Source organism: Variovorax sp. PAMC28562, assembly GCF_014303735.1.
GTDB lineage: Bacteria > Pseudomonadota > Gammaproteobacteria > Burkholderiales > Burkholderiaceae_C > Variovorax.
In genome coordinates this window covers 3,910,760-3,923,927 of sequence record NZ_CP060296.1, presented here as the reverse complement: position 1 = coordinate 3,923,927, position 13,168 = coordinate 3,910,760, and the positions used below count along the sequence as shown (strand labels likewise).

The window sequence follows — 13,168 nt, the reverse complement described above, 5'->3', positions numbered from 1 at the left end:
GCACGGCACAATTCTTAGACCTCTTTTTTCGCCAGTGCCGTAACCGTTCCACCCCATGCCACGAATAACAAGGGACAGCGCGACGGGTGTGCGCGGCGCCAATGCCGGCGAAACGGTCGAGACCGTCCTTCGTGACTTGTTCCTTCGTGGACTTGCCGGAGACGCCGCGGCGTACCACGCGTTCCTGTCGAAACTCGGCGCGCACCTTCGCGCGTTTTTGGGCAAGCGCCTGTTCGGCTGGCCCGATGAGGTCGAAGACCTCGTACAGGAATGCCTGCTCGCAATGCACAACCAGCGTCACACGTACCAGTCCGACCAGCCCCTGACGGCCTGGGTTCACGCCATTGCCCGCTACAAGATGATCGACTTGCTGCGCGCCAAGTCGGGCCGCGAGGCCTTGCACGTTCCGCTCGACGACGAGATCGAGGTGTTCGCAGCCTCGGCCACCGATGCCAGCGATGCCCGGCGCGACCTCGGCGGCCTGCTCGCCACGCTGCCCGACCGGCAACGCCTGCCGATCGTCCACGTCAAGCTCGAAGGGCTGTCGGTCGCCGAGACCTCGCGGCTCATCGGCATGTCGGAGTCGGCCGTCAAGGTCAACGTGCACCGCGGCCTGAAGGCGCTGGCTGCACGATTCAGGAGCGCGCCATGAAGACCGACGATCTCGTGACGATGCTCGCCAATGGCGTGGCGCCCGTGCCACGGCATGCGGCGTCGCGGCGCATGACCTGGGCGGTGGCCGTCGGCTTGCCGCTGTCGCTGGTGATCCTGTTTGCCGAATACGGCCTCCGGCGTGATCTTGTCGAGGTCATGTTCTGGCCGATGTTCTGGTTCAAGCTGCTTTTCCCGGCCTGCATCGCTGTCGCCGGTTTCGTGATGCTGCAGAGGCTGGCGCGGCCCGGCGTTCCGGTGGGGAGTGCCTGGTGGGCTGCGGTGCTCCCGGCGGTGGGTGTGTGGCTGCTGGCGACCGTCGCCTGGCTTGGCGCGCCCGCCGATGCACGCATGCCGATGCTGATGGGGCAGACCTGGAAGACCTGCGCATTGAGCATCTGTCTGATCGGCTTGCCGGTGTTCGTCGCGGCGATCGTCGCGCTGCGAAGCCTGGCGCCGACCCGCCCTGCGCTTGCGGGCGCCGCAGCCGGTGCACTGGCGGGTGGCATCGGCGGCAGCGTCTATGCGCTGCACTGCATGGAGCTGGCCGCGCCGTTCCTGGCGGTCTGGTACGTGGGCGGTATCGTCCTGGCGATTGCGATCGGGGCTGTCGCGGGGCCGCGCTTGCTGCGCTGGTGATGCTGCAGGAGTTGGTGGGGGGCGGGAGGAGTACAAAAGATGAGTTGGTGAAAATGAGCCACAGATCGACAGGGAACAAGAGCTGATGCGAATTCTTCACACCTCCGACTGGCATCTGGGCCAGCATTTCATGGGCAAGAGCCGCCAGGCCGAGCATCAATGCCTGATCGACTGGCTGCTGCTTCAAGTCGATGAGCATGCGGTGGATGCGGTGCTCATCGCCGGCGACATCTTTGACACCGGATCTCCCCCAAGTTATGCGCGCGAGCTGTACAGCCAATTGGTGGTTCGACTGCACGGCGCAGGTGTTGCGCTGCTGCTGCTCGGGGGCAACCATGATTCGGTTGCGACACTGGGCGAAAGCCGCGGATTGCTCGCCTGCCTGAGCTCCACCGTGGTCGCGACGGTGGACGATCCCGCAAGCCAAGTCGTCGTGCTGCCGCTGCGGGGCGGAAAGGGTGAGCCGGGCGGCATCGTCTGTGCGATTCCCTTCATACGCCCGCGCGACGTATTGCAGAGCCAGGCCGGGCAGAGCGCCGACGAAAAACAGCAGTCCATGCGAGCCGCCATTCAGGCCTATTACCAAGTGGTCTACGAGGCGGGCCGTGCGCGGCAAGCGGAACTGAAAAGCGAATTGGGCCGCGTCGTTCCGCTGATCGCCACCGGGCATCTCACCACCGTGGGCGCCACCAGCAATGAGTCGGTCCGTGAGATCTATGTGGGCTCCCTCGATGCCTATCCCACGTCGGCGTTTCCGCCGGTGGACTACATCGCGTTGGGGCACATTCACAAGCCGCAAAAGGTCGGTGGATTCGATCACATTCGCTACTGCGGCTCGCCCATCCCTCTGGGGTTCGACGAAGCGCGCCAGCAAAAAGAGATGTTGCTGGTGGACCTGGGCGCGGACGGGCTGACGGCCATCACGCCGCTGATGGTGCCGCGGTTTCAGCCGTTGATCTCGGTCGGCGGCAACTTGGTGGCGCTGGCCAGTGCCATCACCGCAGCCGCTCTTGAAGGGTCTGCTGCGCAACCGGTTTGGCTGGAAGTCACCGTCGCGGAAGACGACTATTTGTCCGACCTTCCCGCGCGCATCGAGGTCATGACGCAAGGCTTGCCCGTGGAGGTCTTGCGCGTGCGGCGCCAGCGTGGCAATGCGGCAGCCAGCATGGCTGGCGAGGTGACCGAGACTCTGGATGAACTCAGCCCCCACGATGTATTTGCGCGCAGGTTGGCGCAAGAAGAACTGACGCCGGACTTGCAGTTGGCCTTGAACCAGCGTTACCGCGCCATCGTGACCGGTCTCACGGAAGGTGCAGCATGAAAATTCTGAGTCTGCGCCTGAAGAACCTCAACTCACTCAAAGGTGAGTGGGCGATCGACTTCACCAAATCCCCCTTTACCGACAACAGCCTGTTTGCCATCACCGGGCCCACCGGCGCGGGCAAGTCGACTTTGCTCGACGCGATCTGTCTGGCGCTGTACCACGAGACGCCGCGCCTGAAGAGCATCTCCGCGTCGGCCAACGACATCATGACGCGCCACACCGCCGATTGCCTGGCCGAGGTGGAGTTTGAAGTGAAGGGCGCTGTGTACCGCGCCTTCTGGAGCCAGCGCCGCGCCCGCGACAAAATCGATGGTGCGTTGCAGGCTCCCAAGGTGGAACTGGCCAGCGTCGACCGGACCAGCGGCGCAGGGACGATCCTTACCAGCCAAAGCAATGACAAGCTCAAACGCATGGCCGAGATCACCGGCCTCGACTTCCCCCGTTTCACCAAGTCCATGCTGCTGGCCCAAGGCGGCTTTGCTGCATTCTTGAACGCCAGCGCCAACGACCGGGCCGAGTTGCTGGAGGAGCTGACGGGCACCGAAATCTACGGCGAGATCTCCAAGAAAGTGTTCGACGAAGCGCGGCATGCCAAGCAGCAACTGGAGCAACTCAAAGCCCGCGCAGACGGCGTGGAACTGTTGACCGCAGACAAGCGTGAGGCCATGCAAGGCGATGTGAAGCGCTGGGGCGACGAGCTGCTTGGCGTGCAAGCAGCCCAGCAGGTCGCCCAAACGCAACGCCAATGGCAAATGAACCTGGCGCAAAGTGTGCAAGACGTGCAGACCACGGACGCGCAAGGCACTGCAGCGGCAGCCGCGCGGGAAACCGCCGCACCCGAACTTCGCCGCCTTGCCGACAGCGAACCAGCGCAAGCGCTCAAGCCGATGCACCTCGCTTGGCAACAAGCGCAAGCCGCTTGCGGCCATAGCGAAACCGTGCTGGCAACGCTCCGCGTCGATCGGCAACGCGAGACCACTGCTCACTACCGGCAGCACCACCTTGCCCAAACGCTGGCCAGCCGAATCGCGCAGCATGCGCAAGACCAACTGACGCTGACGAAGGGCGAGCACCAGCAGCTCACCGACTTTTGCGCCGCCCACCCACAACGCGCCGCCTTGGGCGAGCGCCTGGGCAGCTGGCGGCAGCAGTTAGAACAGCGCCATCGGCTGCAACAAAGTCTTGCCACACAGCGACAGGCTCTGCAGGTGCTGCAAGAAGAGCAAGCGGCCCGCAGCCGCAAGCTCACGGCACAGAGCGCCCTGGTGGATACAGCGCTGCTGGCAAAAACCGCATCGGCGTCCGCGCAGCAGTCGGCGCAGGCCGCACAGGACCAGCGATTGGCCGGGCAGACGCCCGTGGGTTTGCGTTCACTGTGGCAGGCCGAGCAGGGCCAACTGAACCGCTGGCAACAGCTGGAAGCTCTGGCAACACAGCGTCGTGAACTCGCGACCCAGCAGGGCACGCTGGCGGCGGACGTGCAGCAAGGCAACGCCACGATAGGGACGCAAACTGCTGCGGTGTCAGCGCTGCGGGAAGAATACAAAACGGTGAAAGAGCAGGTTGCAGACAAGCAAAAACTGCTCGACCAGGAGCGCCGCATTCAAAGCCTGGATGCGCACCGCCTGGCATTGCAGCCCGGGGAGGCTTGCCCCTTGTGCGGTGCCGTGGAACACCCCGCAATCGATGCTTACCAGGCGCTCGATGTTTCAGCCACCGCCGCCACCTTGAAGCTCAAACAAGATGCGCTCGAGAAACTGAAAACACAGGGGGAAATCGCCGCCGCCGCTTTGGCTGCGAGCAACGCACGCCAAACGGAGCGGCTGCACAGTCAAGAGAAAGCCGCCCAGCACATCAGCCAGTGGCAAACCGATTGGGCCGCGTCCATCAGCCAGGTGAAAACCACGCCCGCACTGACCGGAGACGATTGGCACAGCGCCGAGCACTTGGCCGGCGGGCATCAGGCCGTTGCGCAGGCACTCGTCCAACTCACCAACGACCTGCAAGCCGCCGACATGGGCGAACAGACGATTCAGCGCGCGCAGGCAGCCGCCAACCAAAGCGCTCAGGCGTTGCAGGCGGCACAGGGCCAGTTGGCCCTGCTGCAACAGGCGGCCGAGGAGTCGCAGTTGCGCCAGGCCGCACTGATGCAAACCGGCCGAACACATCAGGAAGAGCTCGCGACCCTGGAGGCGAGCCTGCAAGCCACACTGGCCGAGGCCGGCTACGCGCTGCCAGTCGATCCGAAGCCGTGGCTACAAGAGCGAGACGGTGAGTGGCAGCACTGGCAGCAAACCCAGCGCCAACTTCAGGCGCTGGCCCAAGCCATCATCCGCCAGCAAGCCCAGTGCGACGCGACACAGGCAGAAGCCAACCTGTGGGCGCAACGATGGACCGACCTGCAGGCCCACGCGGATGAACCCGCGTTGGCATTGCCCGCGCACAAGGAAGTGGCGGCCGATGAACTGCCGGCCGCGCTCGCCGCTTGCACTCACGACATCGCCATCCTGACCCAAACCATCGCCGCCCTGGCGGGCCGATACGCGCAGGCAGAGGCTGCCCTCGCGCAGCAGCGCACTGGCTTGCTGGATGCCGAAGGCGCGTGGCACACCGCCCTGAACGCCAGCCCTTTCGCCGACGCGGTAGCGTTCGAGGTCGCACTTTTGTCGGAGCCCGAACGCCAGCGCTTGAGTGCGCTGAAAGATTCACTGAACGCTGCGCAACAGCGGGCCAGCGCACTGCTGCAGGCCGCACGCGAGAAACAAGCGGGGTTGGAGGCACAAGCAATGACGCCACTCGCCGCCGAAGAAATCGTTGCGCAACTGGAGACGCTGGAGTCGCAGCGCAGCACCCTCAGTGAGCAAATGGGCGCGCAGCGCGCATTGCTTTCGAGCGATGCGCAGCACCGCCAAAACCAGCAAGCCCTGTTTGCGCAAATCAGCGCGCAAACCGCAGAGGCCGATATCTGGCAACGGCTGGATGGATTGATCGGCTCTGCCAAAGGCGACAAGTTCCGCAAGTTTGCCCAGGGGCTCACGCTCGACCATTTGCTGCACCTTGCCAACCGGCACTTGGCGCGCCTGCATGGCCGCTACCTGCTGCGCCTCAAGTCCACCGGGGAACTGGAGCTGGACATCGTGGATGCGTGGCAGGGCGACGTCACGCGCGACACGCGCACCCTGTCGGGCGGCGAAGGCTTCCTGGTCAGCCTCGCGCTGGCCCTGGCGCTGTCGGACCTGGTGAGCCACAAAACGTCCATCGATTCGCTGTTCCTCGACGAAGGCTTTGGCTCGCTCGACGGCGACACGCTGGAGATCGCTCTGACGGCGCTGGATTCACTGAACGCCAGCGGCAAGATGATCGGAATCATCAGCCACGTGGAGGCGCTGAAAGAGCGAATCCCCGCGCAGATCCGGGTGGAGAAGGGCGGGGGGATTGGGCATTCGAGATTGATGGTGTAGTGCATTGGGTTTACCCCGGATGCAGCCACAGCGCCTCCACGGAATCTATTGTCATTGAAAAATTAACTTCAACAGTTAAAATATCAATAATGATAAGCCGCCAATTCGAAGCCACCGTCCGCCAAAAACTTGCCCAAACCCCCGCCGTCGTGCTGCTGGGCCCGCGCCAGGTGGGCAAAACCACGCTGGCCCGCACCCTTGCCAAAGACTGGCCCGGCGGCTCGGTCTACCTCGACCTGGAACGCCCCGCAGACCGCCTGCGGCTGGAAGACGCCGACACGTACTTGCGCGCCCAGCAGGGCAAGCTGGTCATCCTGGACGAAATCCACCGCGCGCCCGGCGTGTTTGAAGTCTTGCGCGGCATCATTGACGACAACCGGCAGGCCGGGCTGCGCAGCGGGCAGTTCCTGCTGCTGGGCTCGGCGGCGCTGGACCTGATGCGACAGTCCAGCGAGACGCTGGCCGGGCGCGTCGCCTACCTCGACATTGCCCCCATCAACACCTTTGAGGCCGCTGCGGCGGGCATCACCGACAGCACCCTGTGGCTGCGCGGCGGCTTCCCCGACAGCCTGCTGGCGGCCGACGACACCCAGAGCCTGGACTGGCGGCGCGACTTCATCCGCAGCTATCTGGAACGCGACGTGCCCATGTTTGCGCCCCGCCTGCCTGCCGAGACCATTGGCCGTCTGTGGACCATGCTGGCGCACAACCAGGGCAGTGTGCTGAACCAGTCACGCATCGCCAGCGCGCTGGGCGTGGCCAACCCCACCATCGACCGCTACATCGACCTGCTGGTAGACCTGCAACTGGTGCGCCGTCTGCGGCCATGGGGTGGCAATCTGGGAAAACGCCTCGTCAAGTCACCCAAGGTCTACGTGCGCGACAGCGGCCTGCTGCACGGCCTGCTGGAGCTGGAAACCGTGAACGACCTGCTGGGCCACCCCGTGTGTGGCCTGAGCTACGAGGGCCACTGCATCGAGAACCTGCTGCAAGCCGCCGGCACCCGCCGCGTGCCCAACTTCTACCGCACCCAGGTCGGCGCAGAAATCGACCTGGTGCTGGAAAAAGGCGGCCAGCCCGAAATCGCCATAGAGATCAAACGCTCCATGGCCCCCAGCCCCGAAAAAGGCTTTGCCATTGCGTGTGAAGACCTGCAGATCACGCAGCGTTATGTGGTGTACCCGGGGGAGGAGCGGATACCGCTGCGGCATGGGGCGGTGGGAATGGGGTTGGGGGAACTGGTGGAGATTTTGGGGCGCGTTTGAACGTCAAATAGGCCTGCGGCGCGCATCCAGCAATCGCCAGCGCCGCAGGGCGCATTGGGGGTGTTCCTCAGTAAGCGCCCATGAAATCACGCTTGCCAATCGGCAAGCCGTTGTGGCGCAGGATGTCGTAGCTCGTTGTCACATGAAAGAAGAACTGCGGCAAACCGTAGTTCGCCAGGTAGGTCTGCCCACTGAGCTTCTTCTCTTTTGGCGTGCCGGGGCGCAAGACGATTTCGGCGCTTTCCTTGCCTTCAAACTGCGACGCGTCAACGCTGTCCAAGAACGCCAAGGTTTGGGTCAAAAGCACATCCAGATCGGCAAAGCTCTTCTCCTGGCCTGCAAAGGTCGGCACCTCCACCCCGGCCAGACGCGCCGAAACACCACGCGAAAAATCGGCAGCAATCTGTACTTGCTTGAGCAGCGGAAACATGTCGGGCGCCAGCCGCGCTTGCAAGTAAGCGTCAGGCTCGATCGACTTGCTGGTGGCGTGCTCGCTGGCCTGGGCGAGGATGGTTTTCAGCGCGGTGAGCATCTGCTTGAAGACGGGGACGGAGTGGGTGTACATGGAGCTGGTCATGGGGGGTGCTTCTGCGGATATGCGGAGGTGGAAGACGGTGAGGGCAGCCGCGCCCAGGGGCCAAGCGCTTTGAGGCTCGTGTGCCTTGGTTCGGACAGCTTGGGATGAGGCGCCTGGTTCGCGATTGCGATGGCGCCGGCGGGCACTGTAACCCTTACCCGCACAACGTGTTAGCTCATGTACTCGGAGCCCACCAGTGAAAGCACTTCAAAAGGCGCGTCCTCGGAGACTGAATGTCTTGTCCGCGCCAGCTTGGATATTTCTTCGCTCGTTGTCCCGAGCCGCAAAGACTCGAATTCGTCTTCAAAAGAAAGGTCTTCAGAAGTTCTTGAGAGCGGCGGCAGGTCTGATGTCGCATTTAGAAGTCTTCCATCGAAATTTCCATCTGGTGCAGGCAGCTCGGACTGCGTCACCACACCATGCAATTTCAGCAAGATCAAAGAATTTATTTTTGGGTCATCCAAATTTTCTTCGGGTTTCAGAACTGCTTTTCCTCGTCCGTGATCGTTCCAGAGCTCAGCAAAAGCTGCAGGACCTTGGCCAAAAAATGGAAGTATGTGATTTACTTCTCCGCTACGTAGTGATGAGGCTAAAGCAGCCTGTTCAACCAATTCAGGAAATTTAGAAAAGACTGGATCCGATGTCTTCCATTCAGAAAAAGTGCGCAAATAGAAAAGTACATTGACGATCCTGCGGGCTCGCTGAATTTTCCATCGACGCAAATGCGGGGATAAATCGGCTTCCTGGCATATGTCGCGCAATGACTCTTCATACTTATTTTTTAAACGCAACGCTCTTTGCGTAAAATATTTAAGATCGAATGTTAGAACGCGCAAAGCGTGCATTGCTCTGACGGTATTTTTACATTGGAGTATAAAATATTTAAACGGCGAATAACTGGCCAGAGTCTCAAGTCGAGTAATTGGGATGCTGAGGCCCGCGTCTAAAAATTGCACGGCCAAAGATTGTGTGCGATCAGGATACATTGCCAAATAAATGCTCAGATCTCGAGTAAATGATCGGAAGTCATCTCCTTCCGGAATGTCTGATTTCATGGCGCTTTCTTGCCACTCGTCGCCATTCAAAAACTCTGTCTTTGTTGTATTTAGACTGAAGTTGCTGTTTTGAACGCATGTCTCGATTTGTGTCAAAACAAAGTCTTTTTCACTTCGCTCACACACAACAACAATGTCGTCCACATAGCGAAAATAGTTCGATCCGAACTTAAGGGTAAGTTCTTGATCAACTTTTGAGAGCGCTACATGGCCGAGCAAGTGTCCTGGTGCAGGTCCTATCGGAATTCCACCTTTTCCCGCGGAAAGAAGCTGCACAAAAAAATCTGAAATTCCTTCAATTTTCTCGCTGTTTGGTGTTGTACGAAAAAGCGTATTCAAATTCTCCCGTATCTGATCAACTTGCACGGACGGATAGAATCGCTTTATGTCGGTCACGACTGCGATTCTTTCGCCTTTGTCAAGGGCGTTGAATATCGCACCATTGCGCTCTTTGTAGCCTTCAGCAAAGAACCGGTAACTCGAACCTGAATTTTGTGTTGCCGGCCAACGGTAGCTGTATACCTGTTGTGAGCAAGCAAAGGCCGGATTTTTGGAGAGCTCACCGAGAATCGCGGCCCCTGCAAGGGCGGTCGACGGATTGGGTGCCAGACAATCTCGATATTCGTGAACTGGTGCGCCGCTCGATGAATTGGTGCCTTTATATAGCTTAAAATTCTTGTAGCGCCAAGTCTCGCCAGCGTTAATCCGCCGATCTATAAGATTTTGAAGGTAATCTGGTGTCCCGGTGGCCAGATTTTTCCCGATTAGGCGAAGGGCGACGTACGTCGGAAAATAGCTCTGTTTGGTCGAATTCAATGCCCGAACGAGCAAAGTTTGATCTTTGGCTCGCATATTTAAGAGTTCCTGAATTCCACAACAATTACGTGACTTGTTGTAAGGTGGCCGTTAAGTGGGTCGATCCATCTGAAGGTTCTAGCAGTTTCGGCCTTGCCTGACATTCCGTTTGAGTTCGACTTCTCTGCAGCAATGTTTAGTGCGCCAATAAGCTGTTTGAAAGTTAATTTAACAGCACTCGCGAAAACGCTCAGCCAGGTTTTTTCAACCTTTGGTTCAACCCACAGCCAAGAACTGCTCCGTGTCTTGTGGCTTAGTCTTGCGGCGATTAATTTTAAGGAGTCCATCATTTCCGCCATCCCTTCTTTTTTAACGCCGGATAGTGCAGAAATGGTACATAAAAATCTCTTGCAAGTTTTCCCTTTGGCCGCATCAAAAAATGTATCAAGTACTTGATCAATTTCGCCGCTAATCTTTAGATTGCATACACAAAGATCTATTGCAACTTGAATTCCGCAAGACTTAAGTCTTGGAGTAATTTTTCCCAATATGGCTGCATAGAAACTAAGTGCGTCTGGTGAAATATCAAGGCCAAAAATGCTTACATTTAGAGGCAGAGTTGGAATAATACTATGTTCGCGAAGCTCGCAAATTGACGAGAGTATCGAGAGCGTTCCAGCGCCGTTTCCGGCGGCGACATCCAGTATGAAAATTTCGCCCAACGCAAGTTGGTCCAAAATCATTTGCCTTATATGTGGCTGCTCTTTGTTGGGGTCAGTGCAAACATATTGCATCCTTGCGGCAGAATTTAGAAATCTATTGATGACGTGATCTCGGGCATGGGTCGAAATCTCACCGCCTATTATTCCGGGTAAATTTGGTTGATAACTTTCAGTCCAGCCCTTCTCGCTCAAAAAACTCCGATGTGAATCGCTCAAATTTGCGGATATGGAAAGTATTTCGTCATTCCATATATTTGGTGAAATGTATTTAATTTTCATCGTGATGACGAGCAAATAACATGAGAATCACCAAACTTTGAAATTTATTTCTTGATGGAATGGTGCTTTGTTTCCACAGTCGGAAATCAAGATGCGGATGCATCACGAAGTCAGGATGCAGGTGCCTGTGTCCGATGAGCACGTCGTACCAAAGCAGGTAGTCGTCTTCGAGCTTTCGCTCAAGCCGCTCTGCCAAGCGCTTTTCGCCGCCTGTCATGCGCGATGCGAAGCTGCTTATCGCCGGAATAAGTGTTGCCATCGGTGCTCCGCGCTCTGTTGCAATGATTTACAAACATCATGCATCAGTTAAACGCGTAGGCGGCCACCTACAAACCGAAGAGGCGGTCGGATGAGGGTTTGTGTGGCATTTTTGGAGCCAAGGCGCCAGCAGCGCGCGTTCTGCAGGCGCGATTTGCTACCGAATTGATAGCGATCTAAAGCTCAGCGCTTCTTCGCGCCGAAGATACCGCCCAGCACGCCACGCAGGATTTCCTTGCCGACCGATGTGCCCATGGTGCGCACCGCAGAGCGCGCCATGGTTTGCGCCAGGCCGTCGCGCTTGCCGCCGCGGGGCCCGGTCGACCCGAACAACAGTTCATTCAGCCCGCCCATCAAGCCACCGCCTGCAGCGTCGGGTGTTGACGCGTCGCCTCTGGCACCCGGAATCGTCGCCGTGCCGGTTGTCGCTGGCGCACCCGGCGCCGTCTCTGTACGACCTTTCAGCTTCTCGTAAGCCGATTCCCTGTCGACCGTCTTCTCGTACACACCCGCCACCAGAGAATTGGCCAGCAGCGCCTGCCGCTGCGCGGGTGTGATCGGCCCGAGCTGGCTGGCCGGTGGCAGCACGTAGACGCGCTCGGTGATGCTGGGCCGGCCCTTGTCGTCGAGCAGGCTCACCAGCGCTTCACCCACCGCCAATTCGGTGATGGCTTTCTCGATGTCGAGGCCTGGCTTTTGCCGCATCGTCGTCGCGGTGGCCTTGACGGCTTTCTGGTCGCGCGGCGTGAAGGCGCGCAGTGCGTGCTGGACCCGGTTGCCGAGCTGCGCCAACACTGAATCCGGAATGTCCAGCGGGTTCTGGGTCACGAAATAGACACCGACGCCCTTGGAGCGCACCAGCCGCACGACGAGCTCGATGCGCTCCACGAGCGCCTTCGGCGCTTCGTTGAACAACAGATGTGCCTCGTCGAAAAAGAAGACCAGCTTGGGCTGATCGGGGTCGCCGATTTCGGGCAGCTGCTCGAAGAGTTCCGACAGCATCCACAACAGAAAGGTCGCATAGAGCCGCGGCGAATTCATGAGCTTGTCGGCCGCCAAGATGTTGACCACGCCCTTGCCATCGACGGTCTGCATGAAGTCGGCGATGTTCAGCATCGGCTCGCCGAAGAACTTGCCGCCACCCTGCGTTTCGATCTGCAGCAGGCCGCGCTGGATGGCGCCCACGCTGGCCGCGCTGATGTTGCCGTACTCGGTGGTGAACTGGCTGGCGTTCTCGCCGACGTGCTGAAGCATCGCGCGCAGGTCCTTCAGGTCGAGCAGCAGCAAGCCGTTGTCGTCGGCGATCTTAAAGACGATGTTCAGCACGCCGGCCTGCGTCTCGTTGAGGTCGAGCATGCGGCCGAGCAGCAGCGGCCCCATGTCGGACACCGTGGCGCGCACCGGGTGGCCCTGCTCGCCGAACACGTCCCACAGCGTGACCGGGCAGGCCAGCGGCGTGGGCGCATCGAGCCCGCGCTCCTTCAAGGTGGCCGCCATCTTGTCGCCGATATGGCCTGGCTGGCTGATGCCTGTGAGGTCGCCCTTGACGTCGGCCATGAACACCGGCACGCCGATGCCCGAGAGCTTTTGCGCGATGGTCTGCAACGTGACCGTCTTGCCGGTGCCGGTGGCGCCGGTGATGAGGCCGTGTCGATTGGCGAGCGCAGGGAGCAGGGCGCACTCGATGGTGTCGTGGCGGGCAATCAAAAGAGGGTCGGCCATAGGCACTCCGGGGTCGTATCGATGCGACAGTCTAGCGAAGGCCGCCTCCTATAATTAGTGGCACTTTGTCGCCTTTGTAGAACAGTTCCGGAGCTCCCTTTTGTCATCGATTGCACAAACCCCCATTCCCGCCGTTGGCGATGCTTCTTCGGAACAAACGCCGCTCGAAGCCGAGCTGGCCGTGTTGCTTGTCGAATCCCTGAATCTGGAGATCGCGCCGGCCGACGTGGCGCCCGACGCGCCGCTGTACGGTGAAGGCCTGGGACTCGACTCGATCGACATCCTCGAAGTCGCGCTGGAAGTCTCGCGGAAGTACGGCTTTCAGCTGCGTTCCGACGACGAGCGCAACCAGCAGATCTTTACGTCGCTGCGCACTCTTGCGACCCACGTCGCACAGAATCGCAGCGCTACCTGAAGCCG

The 13,168-nt window shown here is 59.8% G+C and carries 10 protein-coding genes and 1 pseudogene; 6 read left to right on the top strand and 5 right to left on the bottom strand.

Annotated features, from left to right (window positions below; all coding sequences use genetic code 11):
- Positions 1-55 precede the first annotated feature (55 nt).
- From H7F36_RS18415 to H7F36_RS18395, 5 genes are all read left to right on the top strand, one after another.
- Positions 56-652 (top strand): sigma-70 family RNA polymerase sigma factor, encoded by a 597-nt coding sequence (locus H7F36_RS18415; protein WP_187052155.1) that lies wholly within the window; start codon positions 56-58, stop codon positions 650-652.
- Positions 649-1,290 (top strand): DUF1109 domain-containing protein, encoded by a 642-nt coding sequence (locus H7F36_RS18410; protein ID WP_187052154.1) that lies wholly within the window; start codon positions 649-651, stop codon positions 1,288-1,290. The genes H7F36_RS18415 and H7F36_RS18410 overlap by 4 nt, the downstream gene beginning before the upstream one ends.
- A gap of 85 nt (positions 1,291-1,375) precedes the next feature.
- On the top strand, positions 1,376-2,611 hold the full coding sequence (sbcD, locus tag H7F36_RS18405; RefSeq protein ID WP_187052153.1) for an exonuclease subunit SbcD: 1,236 nt from the start codon (positions 1,376-1,378) through the stop codon (positions 2,609-2,611).
- Positions 2,608-6,075 carry an AAA family ATPase gene (locus H7F36_RS18400; protein ID WP_187052152.1) on the top strand — a complete coding sequence of 1,156 codons (3,468 nt, stop codon included), beginning with the start codon at positions 2,608-2,610 and terminating at the stop codon, positions 6,073-6,075. Before sbcD ends, H7F36_RS18400 begins: the two co-directional genes overlap by 4 nt.
- Positions 6,076-6,164: 89 nt before the next feature.
- Positions 6,165-7,340 (top strand): ATP-binding protein, encoded by a 1,176-nt coding sequence (locus H7F36_RS18395; protein ID WP_187052151.1) that lies wholly within the window; start codon positions 6,165-6,167, stop codon positions 7,338-7,340.
- A 67-nt stretch (positions 7,341-7,407) separates the two neighbouring features.
- Here H7F36_RS18395 and H7F36_RS18390 read toward each other — a convergent pair whose 3' ends face one another.
- From H7F36_RS18390 to H7F36_RS18370, 5 genes and pseudogenes are all read right to left on the bottom strand, one after another.
- Positions 7,408-7,917: a DUF1993 family protein gene (locus H7F36_RS18390; protein WP_187052150.1), complete on the bottom strand. Its 510-nt coding sequence runs from the start codon at positions 7,915-7,917 to the stop codon at positions 7,408-7,410.
- A 170-nt stretch (positions 7,918-8,087) separates the two neighbouring features.
- Positions 8,088-9,824, bottom strand: coding sequence for an RNA-directed DNA polymerase (locus H7F36_RS18385; RefSeq protein ID WP_187052149.1), 1,737 nt, complete (start codon positions 9,822-9,824; stop codon positions 8,088-8,090).
- 2 nt (positions 9,825-9,826) lie between these two features.
- Positions 9,827-10,768 (bottom strand): hypothetical protein, encoded by a 942-nt coding sequence (locus H7F36_RS18380; protein ID WP_187052148.1) that lies wholly within the window; start codon positions 10,766-10,768, stop codon positions 9,827-9,829.
- A gap of 58 nt (positions 10,769-10,826) precedes the next feature.
- Positions 10,827-11,027, bottom strand: a pseudogene (locus H7F36_RS18375) (DNA helicase II); the annotation flags it as partial.
- A gap of 182 nt (positions 11,028-11,209) precedes the next feature.
- Positions 11,210-12,748 carry a helicase HerA-like domain-containing protein gene (locus H7F36_RS18370; RefSeq protein WP_187052147.1) on the bottom strand — a complete coding sequence of 513 codons (1,539 nt, stop codon included), beginning with the start codon at positions 12,746-12,748 and terminating at the stop codon, positions 11,210-11,212.
- A 100-nt stretch (positions 12,749-12,848) separates the two neighbouring features.
- Between H7F36_RS18370 and H7F36_RS18365 the strand changes: the two genes are divergently transcribed.
- Positions 12,849-13,163, top strand: a complete 315-nt coding sequence (locus tag H7F36_RS18365; RefSeq protein ID WP_187052146.1) for a phosphopantetheine-binding protein — start codon at positions 12,849-12,851, stop codon at positions 13,161-13,163.
- Positions 13,164-13,168 lie beyond the last annotated feature (5 nt).